Annotated in this window: 19 protein-coding genes; 10 read left to right on the forward strand and 9 right to left on the reverse strand. The window is 73.3% G+C overall.

The window, feature by feature from the left end:
* The first annotated feature begins 38 nt into the window (after nucleotides 1-38).
* From L0965_RS03155 to ccsB, 6 genes are read left to right on the forward strand one after another with little or no spacing between them, the layout of a single operon-like run.
* Complete coding sequence (locus tag L0965_RS03155; RefSeq protein WP_101305624.1) at nucleotides 39-695, forward strand: DedA family protein; 657 nt, start codon at nucleotides 39-41, stop codon at nucleotides 693-695.
* Nucleotides 696-755: 60 nt separating this feature from the next.
* On the forward strand, nucleotides 756-1,385 hold the full coding sequence (locus L0965_RS03160; RefSeq protein WP_101305625.1) for a histidine phosphatase family protein: 630 nt from the start codon (nucleotides 756-758) through the stop codon (nucleotides 1,383-1,385).
* Nucleotides 1,382-1,993, forward strand: coding sequence for a TlpA disulfide reductase family protein (locus L0965_RS03165; RefSeq protein WP_060961074.1), 612 nt, complete (start codon nucleotides 1,382-1,384; stop codon nucleotides 1,991-1,993). The genes L0965_RS03160 and L0965_RS03165 overlap by 4 nt, the downstream gene beginning before the upstream one ends.
* Entirely contained in the window at nucleotides 1,990-2,739 is a 750-nt protein-coding gene (locus tag L0965_RS03170; protein WP_082808075.1) for a cytochrome c biogenesis CcdA family protein, read from the forward strand. Before L0965_RS03165 ends, L0965_RS03170 begins: the two co-directional genes overlap by 4 nt.
* Nucleotides 2,720-4,474 carry a cytochrome c biogenesis protein ResB gene (locus tag L0965_RS03175; protein WP_101305626.1) on the forward strand — a complete coding sequence of 585 codons (1,755 nt, stop codon included), beginning with the start codon at nucleotides 2,720-2,722 and terminating at the stop codon, nucleotides 4,472-4,474. The genes L0965_RS03170 and L0965_RS03175 overlap by 20 nt, the downstream gene beginning before the upstream one ends.
* A gap of 5 nt (nucleotides 4,475-4,479) precedes the next feature.
* Entirely contained in the window at nucleotides 4,480-5,550 is a 1,071-nt protein-coding gene (ccsB, locus tag L0965_RS03180) for a c-type cytochrome biogenesis protein CcsB (RefSeq protein WP_101305627.1), read from the forward strand.
* Between the two features lie 46 nt (nucleotides 5,551-5,596).
* On the opposite strand, the gene L0965_RS03185 is transcribed toward ccsB, so the two are convergent.
* A complete protein-coding gene (locus L0965_RS03185) occupies nucleotides 5,597-7,558 on the reverse strand; it encodes a YhgE/Pip family protein (protein WP_101305628.1) in 1,962 nt (653 codons plus the stop codon).
* Complete coding sequence (locus L0965_RS03190) at nucleotides 7,555-10,428, reverse strand: MMPL family transporter (RefSeq protein ID WP_101305629.1); 2,874 nt, start codon at nucleotides 10,426-10,428, stop codon at nucleotides 7,555-7,557. The genes L0965_RS03185 and L0965_RS03190 overlap by 4 nt, the downstream gene beginning before the upstream one ends.
* Before the next feature lie 170 nt (nucleotides 10,429-10,598).
* On the opposite strand from L0965_RS03190, the gene L0965_RS03195 reads away from it, so the two are divergent.
* On the forward strand, nucleotides 10,599-11,267 hold the full coding sequence (locus L0965_RS03195; RefSeq protein WP_060958878.1) for a TetR/AcrR family transcriptional regulator: 669 nt from the start codon (nucleotides 10,599-10,601) through the stop codon (nucleotides 11,265-11,267).
* A 34-nt stretch (nucleotides 11,268-11,301) separates the two neighbouring features.
* Here the strand turns inward: L0965_RS03195 and L0965_RS03200 are convergent, their stop codons facing one another.
* Entirely contained in the window at nucleotides 11,302-12,279 is a 978-nt protein-coding gene (locus tag L0965_RS03200) for an o-succinylbenzoate synthase (protein ID WP_101305630.1), read from the reverse strand.
* 88 nt (nucleotides 12,280-12,367) lie between these two features.
* Here L0965_RS03200 and L0965_RS03205 point away from each other — a divergent pair, with 88 nt between their 5' ends.
* Complete coding sequence (locus L0965_RS03205) at nucleotides 12,368-16,105, forward strand: homocysteine S-methyltransferase family protein (RefSeq protein ID WP_101305631.1); 3,738 nt, start codon at nucleotides 12,368-12,370, stop codon at nucleotides 16,103-16,105.
* Between the two features lie 341 nt (nucleotides 16,106-16,446).
* On the opposite strand, the gene L0965_RS03210 is transcribed toward L0965_RS03205, so the two are convergent.
* From L0965_RS03210 to L0965_RS03235, 6 genes are all read right to left on the reverse strand, one after another.
* Nucleotides 16,447-17,013 carry a hypothetical protein gene (locus tag L0965_RS03210; protein WP_101305632.1) on the reverse strand — a complete coding sequence of 189 codons (567 nt, stop codon included), beginning with the start codon at nucleotides 17,011-17,013 and terminating at the stop codon, nucleotides 16,447-16,449.
* A gap of 131 nt (nucleotides 17,014-17,144) precedes the next feature.
* On the reverse strand, nucleotides 17,145-17,549 hold the full coding sequence (locus tag L0965_RS03215) for a hypothetical protein (RefSeq protein ID WP_061782295.1): 405 nt from the start codon (nucleotides 17,547-17,549) through the stop codon (nucleotides 17,145-17,147).
* Between the two features lie 77 nt (nucleotides 17,550-17,626).
* Nucleotides 17,627-18,031 (reverse strand): VOC family protein, encoded by a 405-nt coding sequence (locus tag L0965_RS03220; RefSeq protein WP_101305633.1) that lies wholly within the window; start codon nucleotides 18,029-18,031, stop codon nucleotides 17,627-17,629.
* Nucleotides 18,031-19,068, reverse strand: a complete 1,038-nt coding sequence (locus L0965_RS03225) for a GNAT family N-acetyltransferase (protein ID WP_101305634.1) — start codon at nucleotides 19,066-19,068, stop codon at nucleotides 18,031-18,033. Before L0965_RS03225 ends, L0965_RS03220 begins: the two co-directional genes overlap by 1 nt.
* Complete coding sequence (locus L0965_RS16530; RefSeq protein WP_101305635.1) at nucleotides 19,065-21,998, reverse strand: ATP-binding cassette domain-containing protein; 2,934 nt, start codon at nucleotides 21,996-21,998, stop codon at nucleotides 19,065-19,067. Before L0965_RS16530 ends, L0965_RS03225 begins: the two co-directional genes overlap by 4 nt.
* A gap of 28 nt (nucleotides 21,999-22,026) precedes the next feature.
* Nucleotides 22,027-22,575 carry a hypothetical protein gene (locus tag L0965_RS03235; RefSeq protein WP_198553672.1) on the reverse strand — a complete coding sequence of 183 codons (549 nt, stop codon included), beginning with the start codon at nucleotides 22,573-22,575 and terminating at the stop codon, nucleotides 22,027-22,029.
* 91 nt (nucleotides 22,576-22,666) lie between these two features.
* Between L0965_RS03235 and L0965_RS03240 the strand changes: the two genes are divergently transcribed.
* A complete protein-coding gene (locus L0965_RS03240) occupies nucleotides 22,667-23,578 on the forward strand; it encodes a 1,4-dihydroxy-2-naphthoyl-CoA synthase (RefSeq protein WP_101305636.1) in 912 nt (303 codons plus the stop codon).
* A gap of 21 nt (nucleotides 23,579-23,599) precedes the next feature.
* The gene (locus L0965_RS03245) at nucleotides 23,600-24,751 is read left to right on the forward strand and encodes an AMP-binding protein (protein WP_061782301.1); all 1,152 of its coding nucleotides are present in this window, start codon (nucleotides 23,600-23,602) and stop codon (nucleotides 24,749-24,751) included.
* The last annotated feature ends 56 nt before the right edge of the window (nucleotides 24,752-24,807 follow it).

The raw sequence follows: 24,807 nt of genomic DNA on the forward strand, positions 1-24,807 counted from the left end.
CCAGGTTCCGGTCACCTGCGGTGGGTACCGTCGACGCCATGGCGATGGCATCCGACGGCTCGTGGCTCACCGCGCTCGTCGATGCGGTCGTCGGCCTCATGAACCTCATCGGGGCTCCCGGCGCGGGCATCGCGATCGCGCTCGAGAACCTCTTCCCGCCGCTGCCGAGCGAGGTCATCCTCCCGATGGCGGGACTGGCCGCGGCACGCGGATCGTTCACGCTCGTCGAGGCGCTGCTGTGGACGACCGCCGGCTCGGTCGCGGGCGCCTTCGCGCTCTATGGCCTCGGCGCGTGGCTCGGTATCGCCCGGCTGCGTGCGCTCGTGCGACGGATGCCGCTGCTGAAGGTCGACGACGTCGACCGCACGGTCGCGTGGTTCGAGCGCCACGGCGGCAAGGCGGTGTTCTTCGGGCGCATGCTCCCGATCTTCCGGAGCCTCATCTCGATCCCCGCGGGCGTGACACGGATGCCGCTGTGGCGCTTCGGACTGCTGACCCTCGCCGGATCGTTCCTCTGGAACGCCGTGTTCGTGCTGTCCGGCTATTTCCTGGGCGACCAGTGGCACGTCGTCGAGGAGTACGCCGGGGTGCTGCAGTACGCCGTCATCGGCGTCGCCGCCGCGGCCCTCGTCTGGTTCACGGTGAACCGCGTGCGCCAGCTGCGCGGACGGACCGCGGATCGCGATCCCGCCTGAGCGCCGCCGCGGGCTCCGTTCCCAGCCCGGCCACAGATGAGGCCCGCGTAGACTGAAGGTGTGCCCGCCGATCGCCTCCACCTCGTGCGCCATGGCGAGGTCCACAACCCGGGCCGCGTGCTGTATGGTCGCCTCCCGAACTTCCGGTTGAGCGCCGACGGGCGCGAGATGGCGCGCAGCGCCGCCGCGCACCTGTCCGCTCTCGGTCGTCCCGTCACGGCGCTGTACGCCTCGCCGCTGCAGCGCACGCGCGAGTCCGCCGAGCCGATCGCGGAGCTGTTCGACCTCGATCCGATCATCGACGAGCGCGTCATCGAGCCGACCAACGTCTTCGAGGGCAAGCGCATGAAGCGCGCCGTGCTGAACCCGCTCAACTGGCGTCACCTCGCCCGCCCCGCCGTGCCCAGCTGGGGTGAGCCCTACGCCGAGGTCGTCGCCCGCATGGATGCCGCGATGACGGAGGCGTGGAACGACGCCGACGGCGGCGATGTCGTCATCGTGTCGCACCAGCTGCCGATCTGGGTGACGCACCTCGCCGTGGCCGGCGAGCCGCTCCGTCACGATCCGCGCAAGCGCCGCTGTGCGCTGTCCAGCGTGACGAGCTTCGAGCGCGACGGCGCCGGCTGGCGCGAGGTGGCCTACGCCGAGCCGGCGTCGACATCGCGCGCCGTGGACGTGGGGGCGGTATGAGGCGCTCGACGACCGCGAAGCTCGCGGCATCCCTGGTCGCCCTGGCGCTCGCCGTCGGTCTGGCGGGGTGCAGCGGAGCGAACGACGACCTGGCCAACCAGTACAAGCAGGGCGACGGCAAGGGGTACATCTCCGGCGACGGCAGCGTGCAGGAGATCGCGCCGGAGGACCGCACGTCCGCCGTCGCATTCACCGGGACGGCCGTCGACGGCTCCACCGTCACCAGCGCCGACTACGCGGGCAGGGTCCTCGTGCTGAACTTCTGGTACGCCGGCTGCGGTCCGTGCCGGGCCGAGGCGCCCACCCTCGAGAACACCTTCCAGTCGGTCGAGCCTGCCGGCGCGGCCTTCCTGGGCGTCAACATCTACGACGGGCCGGAGGCGGCGACCGCGTTCGAGCAGACGTACGGCATCAGCTACCCGTCGCTGCTCGCGAAGGACGACGCCGACCTCAAGCTCGCCTTCGCCTCGTGGACGCCGCTGCAGTCGGTGCCCATCACGCTGGTGCTCGACAAGCAGGGCCGCGTCGCGGCGCGCTTCGTCGGTCGCGTCGAGAGCGAGTCGATCCTCAAGACGATCGTCAACGACGCGCTGTCGGAGACCTCGTGACCGAGGTCGTCTTCAGCGGGGCGCTGTGGCTCGCGATCCCGATCGCCATGCTCGCCGGTCTCGTCTCCTTCCTCTCGCCCTGCGTGCTGCCGCTCGTCCCCGGCTACCTCGGCTTCCTCGGCGGGGCATCCGGCGCCGCCGCGGCGCGCGGGCGCACGGTGCGCGCCGGCCGCGGACGGCTGCTGATCGGCGTGCTCCTGTTCATCGCGGGCTTCACCGTCGTCTTCGTCGCGATGGGTGTGCTGGCGGGCACCGCCGGCCGCTTCTTCATCCAGTACGGAGAGCTGCTGACGCGCATCCTCGGCGTGGTCGTCATCGTCATGGGGCTCGTGTTCCTCGGGCTGTTCGGCTTCGCCCAGCGGACGCTCAAGCCGCAGGTGCGCAGCGGCCTCGGCCTCGCCGGTGCGCCGCTGCTGGGGGTCGCGATGGGCATCGGCTGGGCGCCGTGCATCGGCCCCACCTACGCCGCGATCCTCTCGATCTCGCTGACGCAGGCCGATCCGCTCCGGGCCGTGCTGCTGGCCGTCGCGTACTCGCTGGGCCTCGGCATCCCGTTCCTGCTGCTGGCCGTCGGGTTCGGCTGGGCCACGCGGTCGGTCGCGTTCCTGCGCCGCCACATCCGCACGGTCAACGTCATCGGCGGCCTGCTTCTGATCGTGCTCGGTCTGCTGATGGTGACCGGGCTCTGGACCGCGGCGATGTCGCAGCTGACGGGGGTGATCGGCGGTGTCGAACTCCCGCTCTGAGCGCGCGGGCAGCGATCCGCTGCGTCCGGACGACCACGCGGATGCCGAGGCGCCCGCCACCGGGATCGCCCAGCCGCGGCTGGGCGTGGTCGGCTGGCTGCGCTGGGGGTGGCGTCAGCTCACCAGCATGCGCACCGCGCTCGTGCTGCTGCTGCTGCTCGCGATCGCGGCGATCCCCGGCTCGATCGTGCCGCAGCGCTCCGCCGACCCCAACGGCGTGCTGCAGTACAAGACGGACAACCCCGACCTGTTCCCCGTCCTCGACACGCTGCAGCTGTTCGACGTCTACTCGTCGGTGTGGTTCTCGGCGATCTACATCCTGCTGTTCATCTCGCTGATCGGGTGCGTCATCCCGCGCACCAAGCACCACTTCAACGCGCTGCGCGCGCGTCCGCCCCGCACGCCGGTGCGGCTCTCGCGCCTCGACGACCACGCGGAGATCGACCGTGTCGTGCCCGCGGGCGCGGACGCCGCGGCCTACGCCGAGGCCGCCGTCGAGCTCGCGCAGGCGCAGCTGCGCAAAGCGGGGTACCGCGTCGAGCGGTACGACACGCCCGCGACGGGCAAGCGTCCCGCCACGGCATCCGTCTCGGCGGAGCGCGGCTACGCCCGCGAGACCGGCAACCTCGTCTTCCACGCCGCGCTCGTCGGCGTGCTGATCTCCGTGGGCGTCGGCGGCGGTCTCACCTACACGGGCCAGACCGTGATCGTCGAGGGCGACAGCTTCGTCAACTCCCTGGGCCTGGGCTACACCTCCTTCAACCCCGGACGCTTCGTCGACACGAACGCGCTCCCGCCCTACTCGCTGACCCTCGACAGCTTCGATGTCACGTACGTCCCGGTCGGCGAGGCCGGGCAGGGGCAGGCGGGCGACTTCGCGGCGAACCTGACCACGCGCGAGCCGGGGCACGATGCGCAGCAGCAGACCGTGCGCGTCAACCATCCGGTCGACATGGCGGGCGACCGCGTGTACCTCATGGGCAACGGCTACGCGCCGACCATCACGGTGCGAAACCCCGCGGGCGATGTCGTGCTGCGCGAAGACGTCGAGTTCCTGCCGCAGGGCGCCACCATGACCTCGCTGGGTGTCGTGAAGGTGCCCGACGGGCTCGCGCAGCAGGTGGGCCTGGTCGGCTTCTTCTATCCCACCGCGGCCAAGCTGCACACGGGGGCGCTCACCTCGGCCTACCCGGCCCTGGCGAACCCCGTGCTGACCCTCGACGTCTACACGGGCGACCTCGGCATCGACGACGGCACCCCGCGCAACGTCTACGCACTGGACGTCAGCGGCATGACGCAGCTCACGGGCCGCAGCATCGACGTCCCCTCCCTCGAGCTCGCGCCGGGGCAGACGGTGGACCTGCCCGACGATCTGGGCACGATCACGTTCGAGGACGCCAAGGCCAGCGGGGCCGCCGAGCAGGTGAAGCGCTACGTCTCCCTCTCCATCCACCGCGACGTCGGTGCGCCGTGGGTGCTGGGCTTCGCGATCGTCGCCCTCGCCGGGCTGCTCGCCGCGCTGTTCGTCCCGCGTCGGCGCATGTGGGTGAAGGCGACCGCCGACGGCGACGTCGTGCACCTGGAGTACGCCGGCCTCGCGCGCGGCGAGGACCCCGCGATCGCGGCGGCCGTCGCCGACCTCGTGCGCGAGCACGGTGCCGCCATGGATGCCGCGGGAACCGCCGGCGCCGCGGCATCCGACCGGACCGCTGCGCAGACCGCCGACGTAGACTGATCGTCATGCCCGACGGCCTCTCCCTCGACGAAATCTCCCGGCTCCTGGTGTGGACCGCGGTCGCGATCTACGCGCTCGCGTTCATCGCCTACGCGATCGACCTCGGGCGCCGGTCCGACCTCGCCATCCAGCAGAAGGATGCCGCCCGGGAGCGGGTGCTCGTCGGTGCCGCCGCGGGGGTGTCGGCCACGGCAGCCACGTCGCCCGCGAGCCCGCTCGACGAGATGCGGGCGCAGCAGCAGGCGGCCAAGGCGGAGCTGGAGGCGCCGCTCGCCCGCCGCACGCGCTACCTGTGGGCGCGCATCGGCACGTCGCTGACGGTGCTCGGCTTCCTGTTCCACGTCGCCGGCGACGTGCTGCGGGGCATCGCCGCCAGCCGGGTGCCCTGGTCGAACATGTACGAGTTCGCGCTCACCGGGACGATGCTGATCATGGCCGTCTACCTGGTCGTGCTGTTCAAGTACGACCTGCGCTTCCTCGGCACCTTCATCACCGGCCTCGTCGTCGTGCTGCTGGGCGGCACGGTCCTCTGGTTCTACACCGCGGTCGTGCCGCTGTCCGATCCGCTGAAGAGCGTGTGGCTCGTCATCCACGTCTTCGTCGCGTCGCTGTCGACGGCCCTGTTCGCCCTCGCGTTCGCCCTCTCGGTGCTGCAGCTCATGCAGGCCCGCCGCGAGCGCCTCGCCATCGCCGCCATCGCCGCCGCGGGAGAGGAGAGCAAGGCGCGCCGCCGCGGTCCGCGCTTCCTGCGGACGCTGCCGTCGGCCGACGTGCTCGAATCGCTCGCGTACCGCTTCACGATCATCGGCTTCATCTTCTGGACCTTCACCCTCATCGCCGGCTCCATCTGGGCCAACGACGCGTGGGGCCGCTACTGGGGCTTCGACACGAAGGAAGTCTGGACGTTCGTCATCTGGGTGCTCTACGCGGGCTACATCCACGCGCGCGCGACCCGCGGGTGGCGGGGCACGCGCTCGGCCTGGCTGTCGATCATCGGCTTCGCGGCGGTCATGTTCAACTTCACGATCGTCAACATGTTCTTCAAGGGCCTGCACGTCTACAGCGGCCTGAACTGACCCGCGGTCGGCGGCATGCCGCCGCCGCGCGGGCCGTCCGCGGCGGTCAGGCCAGGGCGGGGGATGCCGCGAGCAGCGCGCGGGCGCTCGCCGTGCGGCGCCGCGTCACGGCGATGGTGCTCGCGATGAACGCCAGCACCGCCCACGCGATCATGGCCGTCAGCCCGGCCGCCGCTCCGCCGGCCGACGTGGTCGCCGCGAGCAGCGCGGTGTAGGCGGGCGAGGTGGGCATGGCGCCGGCGATCGAGGCGAGGATGCCCGGGATCGTCGACACGATCCCGGTCGCCACCGCGAGCACGCCCACGAGCGTCGAGATCCACCGGCCGGCGCCTCCGAACACCGCGACCAGCGCCTGGTTGACGGCGGCGAACGAGATGCCGGCGACGACGGCGAGGCCCGCGAAGGCGAACCAGGTGCCCGCGTCGTAGTTCGCCGCGATCTGGGCGACACCGGCGACCAGCAGGCCCTGTGCCGCGCCGATGGCGGCGGCCGGAGCGAGGCTGCGCAACGCCAGCAGCACCGACGGGCGGCGCGAGCTGAGGGCGTGGCGCGGCACCGCCTGGAGCGCGATGAACGAGCCCAGACCGCCGAACCAGAGCGCGAGCATCGCCAGCAGCGGGATCGCCGACGCGCCGAAGAGGTTCGTGCCGATGCCGTCGGCGCTCACGGGGTTCGCCACCACCTCGGCGGTGGCGTCGGCCTGCTGCTGCGAGTACGTCGGGATCTGCGAGACGGCCGAGTCCAGGCCCTGCGCCAGCGAGCTGGAGCCCGAGGCGAGCTGGGTCACGCCGGTGCTGAGCTGGGTCGCGCCGTCGGCGAGCTGCGTGGCCCCGTCCGCCAGCTGGGAGGCACCCGTCGACAGCCCGGTCGCGCCGGTGGCCGCCTGGTCGATGCCGTCGGCGAGCTGGCCGAGACCGGACTGCAGCCCCTGGGCTCCACCGGTCAGCTGGGCGATTCCCGCGGCCGTCTCGGGCAGCGCCTGGTCCTTCAGGCCGTTCGCGTATCCCGCGGCGTACCCGGCGTTGGTGGCGGAGCTTTGGACATCCGCCGCCAATGTGAGAAGCGCCGCGCAGGTCGGTGTCTGGACCGGCGACGTCGGGTCGCAGGCATTGGACACGAGGAGCTTCTGGTACTGCGTCGCCAGGCTCTGCGTCGAGGCCGCCGCCGCCGACGCGTACTGCGCCGTCGTCGACACCGTGCCGCCGAGCGTGTTCGGCTGCGTCGAGGTGACCTGCGCCGACAGCTGGTTCAGCCCGCCGGCGAGCTGTCCCGCTCCCGCGGACGAGTCGCGCGCACCGGTCGCGAGCGTCGCCAGCCCGCTCGACAGGTCGCTCGCGCCCGAGCCGAGCTGGCCCGCTCCGGAGGCGAGTGCCGTCGCCCCGTCCGGGAGCTGCGCGGCGCCCGTCGCCGCCTGCTGGGCGCCGCTGGCGAGCTGGTCGGCGCCGTCGGCGGCCTCACCGAGCTGGTCGTGAAGCGTCGTGAAGCCCATGAGCACGTTGGTGAGGTACTGCTGCGAGACGGCGCTGCCGAACACGGATGCCGCGGTCTGGGTGATCGTCGCCGTGATGGCGCCGTCGACGACGCGGCCGTCGGGGGCGGTCTGCACCTGGATGGTCGCCTTCTCCGGCGTCTTGCCGGGCGCGGTCGAGGTCGCGGCCGCCGAGAAGTTCTGCGGGATCGTGATCACGGCGTCGTAGGTGCCGTCGGCGAGACCGGAGGCGGCGTCGTCGGTGTTCGAGATCACCCAGTCGAGGTTGCTCGGCACGTCCGACGAGCCTTCCACGAGGCCGGCGGTCAGCTGCCGCCCGAGCGGTGCGGTCTGGCCGTTGATCGTGACGGGCTCGTCGTTGTTCACGATCGCCGCGCGGACGTTGCCGAGGCGCTCGGTCGGGTCGTAGAGCGCCGTGAGGAGGATGCCGCCGATCAGCACGGGCAGCAGGAGGACGCCGAGCACCGTGAGCCAGGTCACGGGGCGGCGGGAACGAGCGCGTTCGAGGGGGAGAGTCATGCGGAGATCACCTGCGTGGGAGAGTCGGCGGTACCGGTGGTGAGGGACAGGGCGGTCACGCTCCGGCGATGAGCGTCGGCGAGCACGTCGAGGGCGGGGCCCTCGCGACGTGCCGACGCGATGAGGGTGAGCGGGCGGGCGTGTGCGCCGCCGCGGGAGATGCGCGCGGCGGCGCGCTCCTGGGCGTCGCGCAGCAGGGCGGCGGCCTGATCGCGGTCGGCGCCAGTGAGCGTGTCCAGGCCGTCGATGGCGACGATGGTCGTCCCGCCCGCGAGCGCTCGCCGCAGCTCCGTGAGCGGAGCGGCGGCGCCGTCGAGGAGGGCGACGCCCACGTGGGCGCGCACCCACGCCCCGCGGCCGGGCAGGAGGTGCCCGGCGACGCGCAGGCGCCCCTCGCTCGGGTCGACGCGGCCGGCGACGGCGAGGACGAAGGCGCGTCCGGCGCGCGGGTCGGCCGCCGTCGCCAGCAGGGTGCCGCCCTGCTCGAGACGGATCGTCGACGCGCGGAAGAGCATGACCTCGCCGACACCGGCCCCGCCGTCGACGCGGACGGTCAGGTCGTCGGCGGCCAGCGCGCCGTCGTAGCCGGGCTCCGGCCATGCGGTGAGCGCGAGCTCGCGCTCGACGGCCGCGCCCTCGATGTCGAAGTGCGGGAGCACACGGTCGAGCCATCGCGGCATCCACCAGGCCTTGTCGCCGAGGAGCGTCATGATGGCCGGGCCGAGCGTCATCCGCACGAGGAAGGCGTCGACGGCGATGCCGACGGCCAGTCCCAACGCGATCGGTTTGATCGAGGTGTCGCCCTCGGGGATGAACGCCGCGAAGACCGCGAACATGATGACGGCCGCCGCGGTGACGACGCGCGCCGAGGCCGTGAAGCCGCTGCGCACGGCGTCGACCGCCATCGCCCGGTCGGCGCGCCCGCCGCGGTCGCGGCGCGCGTGGACGAAGTCCTCGCGCATGCGCGAGACGAGGAAGACCTCGTAGTCCATCGCGAGGCCGAACAGCACACCCATGAGGATGATCGGCATGAAGCTGATCACCGGCCCGGTGCGCGTCACGTGCAGGGCGTCGGCGAGCCAGCCCCACTCGAACACCGCCGCGACGGCGCCGAACGCCGCGAGGATCGACAGCAGGTAGCCCAGCGTCGCCTTCAGCGGCACCCAGATCGAGCGGAACACGATCATCAGGAGCACGAACGACAGGCCCACGACGAACAGGCCGAACGGCAGCAGTGCGGCGCCGAGGCGGTCGGAGATGTCGATCGCGATCGCCGTGAAACCGGTCACCTTCAGATCGATGCCGTACTTCTGGAGCCACTCGTCGTGGTGGGCGCGCAGCTCGCGGACGAGCTCGGCGGTCTGCGGCGCGTCGGGGGCGGTGGTCGGGACGATCTGCACCAGCCCCGTGTCCGCCGTCTCATTGGGGGTCGACAGGGCCACGCGCTCGACGCCGGGGATCTTCTCGACATCCGCTTTGAGGTCGGCCATGAGCGTGAGCGGGTCGGTCGAGGTGACGATGGTGCCGGTGAGGATCAGCGGTCCGTTCGCGCCGGGGCCGAAGTGCTCCGCCGTCAGGTCGTACGCCTGGCGGGCCTCGCTGGATGTCGGCTGCATGCCGGCGTTGGGCAGCGCGAGCTGCAGGCTGGAGGCCGGGATCGCGATGACGCCGAGCGTCAGGATCACCGCGAGCGTGCTGACGACGGGATGGCGCGTCACGAGGGCGACCCACGGGTTCGTCTTCGTGACGGGCGCCGCACCGGCGGCATCCGCCTGCGCGCGCGCCGGGCGGCGCCGGCGACCGACGCGGATGCCGCGACCCAGGACGCGGCTCCAGCCCACGACGCGGCCCTTCGCGAAGCCCAGCAGCGCCGGGGTGAGGGTGATCGCGACGACGACGGCCACCGCCACGGCGCCCGCGGCGGCCAGGCCCATCGTCGTGAGGAAGGGGATGCCGGCGAAGCCGAGGCCGACCAGCGCGATGAGCACCGTGATGCCCGCGAACATGACCGCCGAGCCGGCCGTCCCCGTCGCACGGGCCGCGGACTCCTCGGGGTCGACACCGGCGCGCACCTGATCCTGATGTCGCGCCACGATGAACAGCGCGTAGTCGATGCCGACCGCGAGCCCCAGCATGATGGCGAGCATCGGCGTCGTCGAGGACACGGTCGCGAACGCCGTGGAGGCGAAGATCAGCACGACCGACAGGCCGACGCCGATGAGGGCGCTCACCAGCGGGAACCAGGCGACGGCGAGCGAGCGGAAGGTGACGATCAGCACGAACAGGGCGATGAGCACGCCGATGGCCTCGATGATCGACAGGGCAGGCAGCGAAGTGGAGAACAGGTCGCCGCCGACCACCACGGTCGAACCGGCCGGCAGGGCGGCGTCGAGCGAGGTGGACAGGTCTTCGAGCGTGGTCTTCGTCGCGGCCGGCACGTCGGTCGCGGTGCCCTGGAACTGCAGGCGGATGAGGGCGGCCTGACCGTCGCCGCTGACCATGCCGTCGACGTTCTCGCTGAACGGGTCGGTCACGGCGAGCACACCGTCGAGAGAGCCCAGCTCGGAGACCGCCGAGGCGATCTCGTCGGAGTACGGCTTCTCGTCGACGCGGTCGCCCGCCGCAGCGACGACGATGTACTGCGCGCTCGTCCCGCTCGCCTGGGGGAATGTGCGGTTGAGCAGCTCGAGGCCCTCCTGGCCCTCGGTGCCGGGGATCGAGAAGGAGTTGTCGAAGCCCTTCACGGCGCCGGTCGCGACGCCGACGCCGACCGCGCCGCCCACCACGCCCAGCAGCAGGAGCCACGACACGAGGACCCGCCACGAGTGGCGGTAGGACCAGCGGCCCAGCGAGTAAAGCAGAGTGGACACAGGTGCTCCGGTTCAGACGATCGGGGTGGGGGCGGACAGGGACTCGATACACCGCTGTATCCGATACACAGATGTATCCTAAGAGCCGGGGTTCTCGCAATCCTGAGCACTCGATGTGAAACTGAGGACCGGCGCCGAGCGCCGCGTCCCGCCGACGAAGGGAGGGCACCGTGACGGACATCGCCGAACGCGCCGACGGCAGTCGCCCGCCCAGCCAGCGCCGCGAGCAGACCCGGGCGCGTCTTCTCGACGCGGCGCACGACGTGTTCGCCGAGGTGGGCATGGATGCCGCGTCGGTCGAGGCGATCTGCGAGCGCGCGGGGTTCACCCGCGGGGCGTTCTACTCGAACTTCGAGTCGAAGGACGAGCTCTTCCTCGCGCTCGTGACCCGCCTGTCCGACGCGAAGCTCGACGCGGTCGCCAGCCGGGTCCACCGCCTCTCGCCCGACGGTCCCGTCGACGTCTCCGAACTCGTGGGCCAGCTGGGAGCGCCGTTCGGCGAGGGCATGGATCCGCAGCTCATGACGGAGATCCGCGTGCAGGCGCTTCGCGACCCGCGACTCGCCGAGGCCTTCCTCACCCTGCAGCGGCGCATGCTCGACCGCATCGAAGGATTCCTCGAGCACATCATCGCAACCTACGGGCTGACCCTGCGTCTGTCGGTGGCGGAGGCGGCGCGCATCCTCCTCGACGTCGCGAACGAGACCTGCACGACGGCGATGCTGCAGGGCATCGAGGACGACGGGGTCACCGCTGCGCTGCGCGGACGCCTCGACGCCCTGATCCCGGCGCTGGTCGCCGCCGGTGGGGAGCGGGCCTTCCGCTACGCCGACCGCTGACCGCCGCGGTCACAGCCGATGCGATCCGCCGCGGTCACAGCAGCGCGGCGCACCGCTCCAGGCGGTCGAGCCACCACGCGCGCCGATCGGGCGTCGCCGCATGCCGGGCGAGCGCGGCGGCATCCGGGACGACCCGCCCCACGGGCAGCATCCCGCCGGAGGGACGCAGGGGCCGCGCCGTGACATCCGCCGCGAGCAGCGAGGCCGTGCCGAGGCCGCAGTCGTAGGGCAGATCGGGCAGGGCCGCGGCGAGGGTCGTGCCCATCGACAGGCCGATGCTCGTGTCGAGAGCGCTCGAGACGACCGCCGGAAGGCCCGCCTCCGCGACGATCGCCAGCGCCGCGGCGACCCCGCCGAGGGGCTGCGCCTTCACGACGAGCAGGTCGGCCGCGCCGGCGCGCGCGACGGCCAGCGGGTCGGACGCCTTGCGCACCGACTCGTCGGCGGCGATCGGGATGTCCCAGTCGGCGATACGCGCACGCAGCTGGGCGAGCTCCTCCACCCCGGTGCAGGGCTGTTCCAGGTATTCGAGGTCGAACTCGGCCAGCGCGTGCACGGCGTGCTCGGCCTCGTCGACGTTCCACCCGCCGTTGGCGTCGAGGCGCACCCGCCCCTCCGGGCCCATCGCGGCGCGCACGGCACGCACCCGCGCGACGTCGTCGGCGAGCGTCTGGCCGCGCTCGGCGACCTTCACCTTCGCGGTGCGGCACCCGTCGAAGCGGGCCAGCACCCCGGCCACCTCGTCGGCCCGGACGGCGGGGACGGTGGCGTTGACGCGGACGGTGTCGCGCCGCGGATCGGGCTGGCGGCGCCATCCGAAATCGATCGCCGCGGCGAGCCAGACGGCGGCCTCCGCGTCGTCGTACTCGAGAAACGGGGAGAACTCGGTCCAGCCCTCGGGGCCCTCCATCAGCACCGCCTCGCGGTGGTCGACGCCGCGGAAGCGGGTGACGAGGGGCAGCGATACCACGTGCGCCGTGGCGAGCAGCTCGCCGAGTGCGGGGACGGTCATGGCTCCATCCTGCCTCGGGAGGCCGCCGCCGCGGGGACCCTGCGTCGCGGCCCGCCGTCTGCGGCGGCGACGCCCGTAGAATCGGGCGGTGACCGCCTCCCTCGCCGCCGCCCGCTTCGCGCTCGACATCGACGGTGTACCGCGCCCCGCCCGGGCGCAGGCGCTGCTGGACGCCCTCGCCGAGCGGGTCGTCATCGCCGACGGGGCGATGGGCACGATGCTGCAGCGTCATGACCTGCGGATCGACACCGACTTCGCCGGCCTCGAGGGCTGCAACGAGATCCTGAACGTGACGCGACCCGACGTGGTCGCCGACATCCACGACGCCTACTTCGCGGTCGGCGTGGACGCCGTGGAGACGAACACGTTCGGGGCGAACTGGTCGAACCTGTCGGATTACGGCATCGACGACCGCATCACGGAGCTCGCGGCCGCCGGGGCGCGGATCGCCCGCGAGCGTGCGGAGGCGGCGGAAGCGGTCGACGGGCGGATGCGCTGGGTGCTCGGCTCGATGGGGCCCGGCACGAAGCTGCCGAGCCTCGGCCACACCACCTATGCGCATCTGAAGGAGACGTTCGCCCTCCAGGCCGAGGGGCTCATCGACGGGGGAGCGGATGCGTTCCTGGTCGAGACGAGCCAGGACCTGCTGCAGACCAAGGCCGCGATCAACGGCTGCAAGCAGGCCATCGTGGCCCGCGGCATCCGGCTGCCGATCTTCGTCGAGGTCACCGTCGAGACGACCGGCACCATGCTGATGGGCTCGGAGATCGGGGCGGCGCTCACGGCGCTGGAGCCGCTGGGCGTCGACGCCATCGGCCTGAACTGCGCGACCGGTCCGGCCGAGATGAGCGAGCACCTGCGCCACCTGTCGAAGCACTCTTCCGTGACGATCGCGTGCATGCCCAACGCGGGGCTGCCGGTGCTGACCGCCGATGGTGCGCACTACCCGCTGACGCCCGCGGAACTCGCCACGGCGCACGAGCAGTTCGTCCGCGAGTTCGGCCTGGGCCTCATCGGCGGATGCTGCGGCACGACGCCCGAGCACCTCGCCGCGGTGGTGGAGCGGGTGGGGTCCCTCCCGGTGACCTCCCGTCGGATCGTCGACGGGCTGCCGGGGGACGCGGCGACGGAGTACACCTCGCTGGCCTCGCGCTCGCGCACCACGCTTGTCGGCGCGGCGCCCCTCGCGGTCGACCGCGAGCCCGGCGTCGCGTCGCTGTATCAGCACGTGCCGTTCCGGCAGGATGCCAGCTACCTCGCGATCGGGGAGCGCACCAACGCGAACGGGTCGAAGGCGTTCCGCGAGGCGATGCTGGAGGGCCGGTGGGACGACTGCGTCGAGATCGCCCGCGGGCAGATCCGCGTCGGCGCGCACCTGCTCGACGTGTGCGTCGACTACGTCGGCCGCGACGGCGTCGACGACATCCGCGAGGTGGTGTCGCGGTTCGCCTCGGCATCCACTCTTCCTCTCGTGATCGACTCGACCGAGCCGGCCGTCATCCAGGCGGGGCTGGAGCTGATCGGCGGCCGTCCCGTCGTGAACTCCGTCAACTACGAGGACGGCGACGGCGCGGCATCCCGCTTCGGGCGCATCATGCCGCTCGTCAAGGAGCACGGCACCGCCGTCATCGCCCTCACGATCGACGAGCAGGGGCAGGCGCGCACCGCCGAGGACAAGCTGCGCATCGCGTCGCGGCTCGTCGACGAGCTCGTCGGGGCGTGGGGCATGCGGGTCGAGGACATCATCGTCGACTGCCTCACCTTCCCGATCGCGACGGGCCAGGAGGAGACCCGCCGCGACGCGATCGAGACCATCGAGGCGATCCGCGGGCTGGTCGCGAAATACCCGGGCATCAACACGACGCTCGGCGTCTCCAACGTCTCGTTCGGGCTCAACCCGGCCGCCCGGTCGGTGCTCAACTCCGTGTTCCTGCACGAGGCGACGCAGGCGGGGCTGACGAGCGGCATCATCGACGCCGCGAAGATCGTGCCGCTGGCCTCCCTCCCCGAGGAGCAGCGGAAGGTCGCGCTCGACCTCGTCTGGGACCGGCGCGAATGGGATGCCGACGGCGCCCTCACCTACGACCCGCTGGCGACGATGCTCGACCTGTTCGCCGGGGTCGACACGGCGGCGCTGCGCGACCAGCGCGCCGCCGAGCTCGCGGCGCTGCCGGTCGGCGAACGCCTCGAGCGCCGGATCATCGACGGCGAGCTGAAGGGTCTCGAGGCCGACCTCGACCTGGCGCGCGCCGGCGATGCGGATGCCGCGCCGCTCAGCCCGCTGCAGATCATCAACGACCACCTGCTGGAGGGCATGAAGGTCGTCGGCGAGCGGTTCGGGTCGGGACAGATGCAGCTGCCGTTCGTGCTGCAGTCCGCCGAGGTCATGAAGACCGCGGTCGCGCTGCTCGAGCCGCACATGGAGAAGACCGACGAGGCCGGCAAGGGCACGATCGTGCTCGCGACGGTGCGCGGCGACGTGCACGACATCGGCAAGAACCTCGTCGACATCATCCTCACCAACAACGGCTACACGGTGATCAACCTCGGCATCAAGCAGCCGATCGCCGACATCATCGCCGCCGCCGAGGAGCACGGCGCCGACGTCATCGGCATGAGCGGCCTGCTCGTCAAGTCGACGGTGGTGATGAAGGAGAACCTGCAGGAGCTCTCGGCGCGAGGGCTCGGCACGCGGTGGCCGGTGATCCTCGGCGGTGCGGCGCTGACGCGCGCGTACGTCGAACAGGATCTCGCGGAGCTCTTCGACGGCGAGGTCCGCTACGCCAAGGACGCGTTCGAGGGGCTCGCGCTCATGGAGCCGCTCGTGCGGATCGCGCGCGGCGAGGCTCCGGATGCCGTCGGCCTGCCGCCGCTGAAGAAGCGCATCCACGCCGCGGGGTCGCGCCTGACCCTCACCGAGCCCGAGGCCATGCCGGCCCGGTCGGACGTGGCATCCGACAACCCCGTGCCCGCGCCGCCGTTCTGGGGGACACGCATCGTCCGCGGCATCGCGCTCGCCGACTACGCGGCCTTCCTCGACGAACGCGCGACGTTCATGGGGCAGTGGGGGCTCAAGCCCGGGCGCGGGGAGGACGGGCTGTCGTACGAGCAGCTGGTCGACACGGAGGGTCGTCCGCGGCTGCGGTACTGGCTCGACCGCATCCTCGCCGAGCGCATGCTCGACGCGTCGGTGGCCTACGGGTACTTCCCGGTCGTCTCCGAGGGCGATGACCTCGTCGTGCTGCACCACGGCGACGACCCGACCGGTCTGCTCGGGCCGGCCGGACTGCTGGCGCCGGACGGCGGATCGGGCGGCGCCCTCGGCAGCGACCGGCTGCGCTTCCACTTCCCGCGGCAGCGGCGCGACCGCCACCTGAACCTCGCCGACTTCGTGCGCTCCCGCGCGTCGGGGCAGGTCGATGTGCTGCCCGTGCAGCTGGTCACGGCGGGGGCGGCCATCGACGCCGTCACCGCGAAGATGTTCGCCGAGGACCGCTACCGCGACTACTACGAGCTGAACGGGCTCGTCATGCAGCTCACCGAGGGGCTCGCCGAGTTCTGGCACGCGCGCATCCGCGCCGAGCTCGGCTTCGCCGGGGAAGACCCCGCCGACACCGCGGGACTGTTCAAGCTCGAATACCGCGGCGCGCGGTTCTCGCTCGGCTACCCGGCCTGCCCCGACATGGAGGACCGCCGCAAGGTCGTCGAGCTGCTGCGTCCGGAGCGCATGGGCGTCGAGCTGAGCGAGGAGCTGCAGCTGCATCCCGAGCAGTCGACCGACGCGTTCGTGTTCCACCACCCCGAGGCGAAGTACTTCTCGGTCTGAGCCGGTCGCGGCATCCGCGGGTGGGGCGGGTGCGGGTTCCGGGTGTCTCGGCCTCTGGCCGAACTGCAAGGGATGCCGGCGACACGCCGCGGCCGGGCGCGGGGTGGCGGCGCGTCGCGGCTACGACCTTGCAATTGGGTTGGGGTGGGACGGCCGGGGTGGATTGGGTGAGACAGCGCTGGGGTGAGGCGGCGCTGGGTCGGCATCCGGTGTGCCCGGGCCGAACTGCAAGGGATGCCGGGCGACACGCCGTGGCCGGGCGCGGGGTGGCGGCGCGTCGCGGCTACGACCTTGCAGTCGGGGCGTGAGGAGGTGGAGGTGACGGTGGGGCCGAAGCGGGCTCAGCGACGTGCCAGGGCGGCGGCATGCGCCGCGATTCGGGCGAACACGCGTCGCTGCACCGCGTACGACTCCTCCCAATCGCCGTCCGACTGCAGACCGTGGTCGGCGCCGGCGATCTCCATCACCGCGGCTGCGGTCTCGCTGATGCGGTCGGGCCACCACGTCGCATCCGTCGTGCCGGCGACGATGAGATGAGTCGCGGATGCCGCGCGCAGCGCCGTAGCCACGACATCGTGGCCGACCAGCGGCGTCAACCACACTCCAGGTATGCCTGCCGCGACGGCGTGTGAGGCCGCGAAGGTGCCCAGAGACTTGGCGACGACAAGGTCGGGCGCGCACGGGAGGGCCGAGATGATTTCGCCCCACTCCCGGGCGACGAAGTCGGCCGGGTCGTCCGCGGCGTCACCCAATGCCCACTCGGCGGCGTAGACGTCCCATCCGTTCTGAGCCAGGATGACGCCGGTCCAGTGCAGCAGCGGTGCCTGCGCGGTGTATCCGCGCCCGGGCAGCAGGACCGCTGCAGGTGCGCCGTCCGACGACGGTGTGAGGCGGTGCAGCACGACCATCCCGCGATCCTAACGGCCAGCCGCACACACCGAACTGCAAGGGATGCCGGGCGACGCGCCGTGGCCGGGTGCGGGGTGGCGGCGTGTCGCGGCTGCGGCCTTGCAGTTCGGATACGGCCCGCGGGTGAGGGTCAGGCGACGGGAGCGCCGCACATGCCGCAGATGCCGGTCGCGGGCACCTGCACGAAGCAGTCCGGGCACATCACCGCGGGGCGCTCGGGGATGGTGGGGGCGGCGACGGTGCGCGGCGTGCCCGAGGCGACACGGGCGGCGCGGGCACGCTCGCGCGTGGTCGGCGCGGGCGCGGCGGCGAGCTTGGCCGCGGGCTTGTGGTCGGCGCAGTAGAACCGCACGAATCCGGCCGGATTGTTCGGATGCCGGTGCTTCATCACCCACAGCGCTTCGCGCGGCCACGGCTCGCTGGTCGGTCCGCAGCCCGAGCACCGGGTCGCGTCGCCCGGCACGGCCTGCTCGGCGGCGACGGCGATTTCGAACGGCAGGGCATCTCGCCAGTCCGAGGAGTTCCTGATCTGCACGACATGCCCTTCCGGCGGCATCCTCGGGTGGACGACGGCCGTGCCCCATTCTCCCACGGCCGCGCCGCCGGCGGGTCTCACTCCGCAGCGGATGCCACCGTGGATGCCGCCCCCGCCCATCCCGACCACTCCGCCGCGTCGACGACGCAGAACCGGTTGCCCTCGGGATCCTCCATGATCACGTAGTCCGCATCGGCCGGCTGCCGGTCCCACACGACGCGGCGCGCGCCCAGACGCTCCAGCCGCGCCACCTCGGTGTCCTGGTCCTGCGCGTAGAGGTCGAGGTGGATCCGCGGGGGCAGGACGCGCGGCGCCGCGACGGCATCCAGCGACACGCTCACCCCGGCACCGTGCCGCGGATGCAGCAGCGCGAAGTCGTCGCCGGCGGGCTCGCGCACCACGTAGTCGAGGGCCGCGGTCCAGAAGGCCGTCTCCCGCGCGAGGTCGTCGACGCGGATCACGACGGAGCCGACGATCAGCATCACCCGGCCTCCGGGTTGCGAGCCGTCACCGTGATCCACGGGTCGGTGGCCGCGGCATCCGGGGCCGTCGTGTCGCGGACGACGACGTCGGTCCAGCCCGTGGCGGCGAAGGCCTCGGCCAGCGGATCCTCGCGCCACAGCACGAAGTGTCGCGGCGCGTCGAGCTTGTGCGCCGACCAGTGCTCGCCCTCGCCCTTCTTGAACGAGGCGATCATGACCCCGCCCGGCCGGGTCGCGGCGCGCGCTCGCCGCAGCACGCCCCGCAGCCGCGCCCGCGGCACGTGCAGCAGCACGGCGCTGGCGAACACGGCGTCGTACGGGCCGCCGAAGTCGGCGTCGCGCACGTCGAGCAGGCGTGCGCGATGGCCCGCCGCGTGCTGCAGTGCGATGAAGGATGCCGCGGCATCCGTGCGGTCGACGGCGAAGCCCGCCGCCTCCAGCGCATCGGCGTCGCGGCCCGGGCCCGAACCGAGCTCGAGCACGGAGGAGCGCGCCGGCAGCAGCGTCCCCAGCTCCGCGACGAGCGGCGACGGTGTGGCCGACGTGCGCTGGGCGTAGCGCAGGGCGTGGTCGCGGTAGACGGCGAGGGTCAGCTCGAGCGGGTCGCCGAGCGGCGGGATCGTGCAGTCGTAGCGCTGCCGAGTCGGCCACCGCGGGTCGCGCGGCGCATCGGAGACCGCGAAGCCGAGGCGACGGTAGAACTCGACCGCGTCGTCGTCGGTGCTCGCGAACAGCGGGAGGGTCGGGTCGGCGCGACGCGCGGCATCCACGAGCCGGGACCCGAGACCGGTGCCCCGCGCCTCGTGCGCGACGGCGATGTAGTGCAGCTCCGTGCGGCCGCGGGCGGGGTCGGGGCCGAAGGCGGCGAAGCCGAGGATGCCGCCGGCCACGACGCCGACGACGGTGAGCCGGGGCAGTTCGGCGTCGCGGATCCACAGGAGCGCGTCGGCATCCACCCCGGCCGCCTCCCAGAGGAGGGGGAGGAACGCCTCCGAGCCGATCTCGTCCGGGGTCAGGGGCCGCACCGTCGTGGTCATGATTCGACTGTAGCGAGCGCTCCGCGGGGTCTCTGAGGGGGCGACGGCGGCCCGGGAGCCCCGGCGACGGGCTTCGCGCGCCGCAGCGAGCGCAGCAGCGCACGCCCGATGAGTCCGATCCCGATGACCGTGGTGACGGCGCGCAGCGTGTCCCAGCTGAGGGTCGAGGTCACCAGCGAGTAGACGAGGAAATTCCCGAGGTTCTCGATGAGGGGCGCGCCCGGGCTGTAGGAGATGCTCGTCCCGGCGCCGACGGCGAACGGCCAGAACCACATGTTCATGATCAGCCCGAACACGTACGCCGACACGACGCCGTACGCCGCGAGCATCGCGACCTCGGCGCCGCCGCGCACGCGCCGCGGCAGCAGCCCCGCGCCCGCCGCGACCCAGCCGCAGGCGAACATCTGGAACGGCAGCCACGGGCCGACCCCGCCCCACAGCACCGCCGACAGGGCGAGGGATGCCGCGCCGAGCAGCAGTCCGAAGCGCGCCCCGTACGCCCGCCCGGCCAGGATCAGGAGCACGAACAGCGCCTCCACGCCGCCCACCCCGGTGCTCGCGATGCGCACGGCCGCCCCGACCGCCGCGAGCACGGCCAACAGCGCGAGGGTGTGCGCCGACCGCACCGTCGTGTCGAGGCTCGCGAGGGCGACGATGATCGCGAGAGGGGCGAGCGCCATCGCGATGACCGGCGCGGCGGCCTGCGCCTGCGCCGGCACCGCCGTCGCCACGAGGGGCCACAGGAACGCGGCCGCCGCGACGAGGTTCGCCGCGATCAGGGCCGCGGTGAGGCTGCGCCGCGGTCGGGGTTGGGGCCGGGGCTGCGGGGTCCTGGCTGCGGCTCGCCGTGGGGTGCGGGTGGGGGGCGTGTCCCGAACTCCTCCGGGTTGCGGCGCGGGGCCGGGCGGGGACCCCGAGACGGGGTCGGCGGTCGCGGATTGGAGGAGTTCGGCGCGGGCGGGGTCGGCGAGGGCGGGCTCGGTGCGGGCGGGCGGGGCGGCGGGCGAGGCGGCGAGCCGCCCGGCCGCCAGGGGCAGCACGCGGTCGGCGCGGGCGATGGCCGACGGATCGTGGGTCGCGATCAGGACGGCGGTCCCGGCATCCGCGAGCCGCGCGAGGGCGGCGTCGACCAGGCGGCGCGCGTCGGGGTCGAGGCCGCGGGTCGGCTCGTCCACGAGCAGGACGGGGGCGCCTGTCGCCGTCTGGATCGCGAGAGCGAGGCAGCGCCGCTGACCGGCGGACAGGTCACGCGGATGCCGGTGCCACAGCTCTCGCGCCGCCTCCACGCCGCCCTCGTCGTCGCTGTCGCGCCCGAGGAGCCCGGCGAACCGGTGGGCGGTCGTGCCGGCCGGCAGGCGCGCCCGCCGGTCGGTGCGCTGACACTCGGCGGCGACGGTGTCGCGCACGAACAGCGCGTCGGAGTCATCGGGGACCAATCGCACCTCGCGGGCGTGCGCGCCGGTGGCGAGGGCGACGAGCAGGCTCGACTTGCCGGCGCCGTTGGGGCCGACGAGCGCCACGATCTCGCCGGCGTGGAGCGCGATCGGTGCGTCGTCGACGGCGACGCGGTCTGCGTACCGCACGGTGACGCGGGTCGACAGCACCGGTTCCGTGGCGGGAGTCCGGGGGGTCGCCGCGTCGGGCGCCGTCCGCGGCGGTCGGGGACGACCTACCTGCGCGAGCCCCGCACCCGCGGTCGCGAGCACCCCGGCCCGCTCGCGGGAACCACCCGCGTCGATGCGCAGCCACGCGTCGGCGACCGCGCCGAACTCGTCGCCGCGGTGCTCGGCGACGACGACGCAGACGCCGGCCTCGTGGGCGAGCGCGCCCAGGAGCGCCACGATGCGGGCGCGGGCGGTGCGGTCGAGGTCGGCGAGCGGCTCGTCGACGAGCAGGAGGACCGGCTGCTCGATGATCGCGGCGGCGATCGCGACGAGCGTCGCCTGCCCCGCCGACAGTGCCCCCAGCTCGCGGTCGAGCAGGTCCACGATCCCGACCCGCACCGCCACCTCGCGGACGCGCTCGTCCACGACGACGGGGACCACGCCCCGCAGCTCCAGGGCGAGGCCGATCTCGTCCCGCACGCGCGTCGTCGCGAAGGCGGCGCGCGGGCTCTGCAGCACGACGCCGACGACGCGCGACAGATCCCGGGGCGCCGTGGCGCTGCGCTCGTGTCCGGCGACGCGCAGCCCGCCGCGGATCCACCCGCCGTCGACATGGCTGTGCAGGCCGCTCAGCGCCCGCAGCAGGGTCGTCTTGCCCGACCCGGTCGCTCCCGTGAGCACCGTGAGGGCGCCCGGGCGGATGCCGGGGCCCACCGCGTCCGCCACGACGACCGGGTCGCCGGCGCCGAACCCGAGCGCGACGTCCTGCCCGGCCACGGGGTGCGCGCAGTCGCCTTCGAGCCCCCGTCCGGCGTAGCCGCGCAGTTCGAGGGCCGCGGCAACGGCGCTCGCACGCTCCAGCGTCGCCTCGAGCACCGGCGCGAGCAGTCGGGCCGAGCCCGCGACGCCGACCCGTTCGCCGCGCAGCCGCGCCGCCCGCCGTGCCGAACGCACCGCGTCGGCGAGCGACGGCAGCGTCGCCCAGCCGATCGACAGCGCCCGGGCGAGGCCCTGGAAGGGGCCGCGCCGGGCGCCGCGGGCGAGCAGGCGCGGCAGGTCGAGCACGGCGCTGAGCAGTCCGAACGCGAGGATCGTCAGCGCGATCGGCAGGGCGCTGACCGCGGCATCCCAGAGCCCTCCCGCCGTCGCGGGGCCGAGCACCTCGACGTGGGCGAGCGGCGGCGCGAGGCGCCACAGGGGCAGTGGCAGCACCACCGGCCCGGCGCCGTCGGCGCCGTGGAAGAGCACCCGGTACCCCACGCGCACCGCGACGAAGCCCACCGCCAGGGCGGCGGCGGCACGCAGGGGGCCGGGGCGGAAGCTCACGCGCCGAGATTACGCGCGTCGGCGCCGCTCAGGCCGCGGGAGCCGCGGGCGACCCGTCCAGGCTGAAGAGCAGCTCGACGCTCTCGCCCGGCTGAGCCGTCAGCGTCGACACGCCCTCCTGGGCGTAGTCCCACGCGCCGCCGGCGGGCTTGGTCCACAGTGCCCAGTACGCGAACGCGGCGGGCATCGACTCGCACTTCTCGACATACGCCGGGTCCTGGGTGGAGCCGACCGGCTCGGATGCCGAGGGCAGCCCGTCGACGCGGCAGATCACCTGGTCGCCGTACTCCTTCGTGCCCTCGATCTCGAGCCCGGCCGCGGCGACGATGTCGGCGACGGCGACCTCGGCGGTGGTCGTGTAGCACCGCGTGTCGGAGGTGCCGCCCGCCAGGGCGGAGGAGTCGACGACGAGCGTGACGCCCTCGGTCCCTTCGCACGCGCCGGCGGTGATCGGCGACGCGGTCGCGTCGGTCGCGGTCGGCGACGCCGCACCGCCGCCCGTCGAGGCGCAGGCCGACAGGCCGAGCGCGAGGGCTCCGGCGGCGAACAGGGCGAGGATGCGGGGGGTCGACGTCACCGTCCCAGCGTAGGGGGAGTCGCCCACCCGTCCCGGCCATATGACGACACCCTCACGACGCCATGGCGATGCCCGCGCGTAGGCTGGCCGGGTGACCGACACCTTCGTCTCCGAGCTGTTCGATCCGACCGCGTGGACGCTCGCGCCCGGCGCGGCCGACTACACCGACATCACGGCGCACGTCTCCGGCGACGGCCGCATCGCGCGCATCGCGTTCGATCGGCCCGAGGTGCGCAACGCCTTCCGGCCGCACACGGTCGACGAGCTGTACCGGGCCCTCGACGTCGCGCGACAGGACCCGCGCATCGGTGTCGTGCTGCTGACGGGCAACGGCCCGAGCCCCAAGGACGGCGGCTGGGCGTTCTGCTCCGGCGGCGACCAGCGCATCCGCGGCCGGGACGGCTACACCTACGCGGCCGACGACGCGATCGCCCCCGACCCGGCCCGCGCCGGCCGGCTGCACATCCTCGAGGTGCAGCGGCTCATCCGTTTCATGCCGAAGGTCGTCATCGCCGTGATCCCCGGGTGGGCCGCCGGCGGCGGGCACTCGCTGCACATCGTCTGCGACCTGTCGATCGCGAGCGCCGAGCACGGCCGGTTCAAGCAGACGGATGCCGATGTGGGCTCGTTCGATGCGGGGTACGGGTCCGCCTACATGGCGCGTCAGGTCGGTCAGAAGCTCGCGCGCGAGGTGTTCTTCCTCGCGGAGGAGTACTCGGCGCAGCGCGCCTACGAGATGGGCGCCGTGAACCGCGTGGTCCCGCACGCGGAGCTCGAGCGCGAGGCGATCGCGATGGCGCGGACGATCCTCGGCAAGTCGCCCACCGCGATCCGCATGCTGAAGTTCGCGTTCAACGCGATCGACGACGGCATGGTCGGCCAGCAGGTGTTCGCGGGCGAGGCCACGCGCCTCGCGTACGGCACCGATGAGGCCGTGGAGGGTCGCGACGCCTTCCTGCAGAAGCGCGACCCCGACTGGTCGCCCTATCCGTACCACTACTGACGCGACGGCGCGGAGGCGACGGTGAAGCTGGAGCGGGTGGATGCCGCCGATGCGCGCGCGGTGCTGCGCGGACTGCGGGGCGCGGTGCTGGGGGCGGGCCCCGCGATCGCCCTCGGCGCGCCGTCCGGCTCCGGAGATGCGCTGCCCGCGGAGGTCCCGGCCGGCACCGCGGTGGTCGTCACGACGTCCGGGTCGTCGGGATACCCCAAGGCGGTCGCGCTCAGCCGTTCCGCGCTGACGGCCTCGGCGCTCGCGACGAGCGCGCGCATCGGCGAGGGGGCGTGGCTGCTCGCGCTGCCGCCGGGCTACATCGCCGGGGTCCAGGTGCTCGTGCGTGCGCTCGTCGCCGGACGCGAGCCCGCGCTCCTGTCGGGGCCGTTCCGCACGGCGGGGTTCGTCGCCGCCGCATCCTCCATGGCATCGAGCCACGGGGGGCGTCCGGTGCCGACGTACACGTCCCTCGTCCCGGCGCAGCTGCAGACCCTCCTCGACGCCCCCGATCCGGCCGCCCGCCGCGCACTCGCCGGGTTCTCGGCGGTGCTGGTGGGCGGGCAGGCGCTCGCCCCCGCGCTCGCCGCGCGCGCCGCCGACGCCGGCGTGCGAATCGTGCGCACCTACGGATCGAGCGAGACCGCGGGCGGCTGCGTCTACGACGGCGTGCCGCTCGACGGCGTCGGCGTCCGCATCGACGACGGCGAGGTGCTCCTGTCGGGTCCCACCCTCGCGGACGGCTACCTGGGCGATGCCGCGCGCACCGACGCCGCCTTCTTCCGCGACGCGGCGGGCACCCGCTGGTACCGCACCGGTGACGCCGGCGCGTTCGACGGACGCCTCGCGATCACCGGTCGCCGCGACAACGTCATCATCTCGGGCGGGATCAACGTGGCGCTCGACCGCGTCGAACGGGTGGTGCGGACCCTTCCCGGGCTCGTCGACGCCGTCGTGGTCCCGGTGCCCGACGAGAGGTGGGGCGAGGCATCGGTCGTGGTCGTCCCGGCCGGCGCGGGGGATGCCGATGACGCCCTCCGCGGCATCCGCGCCGCCGTCGAGGCCGAGATCGGTGCGCCCGCACGCCCCCGGGCGGTCGTGCCCGTCGCCGCCATCCCGCTGCTGCCGAGCGGCAAGCCCGATCGCGCCGCCCTCCGCCGGCTCGCGGCGGACGCCGGCGCGTGAGCGCGCCGCGTCGGCATCACAGGGGACTCATGCGTCCGCGGGCATAGGATTCTCGC

The organism is Microbacterium sp. NFH-22A-Y (assembly GCF_021401375.1).
GTDB lineage: Bacteria > Actinomycetota > Actinomycetes > Actinomycetales > Microbacteriaceae > Microbacterium > Microbacterium hominis.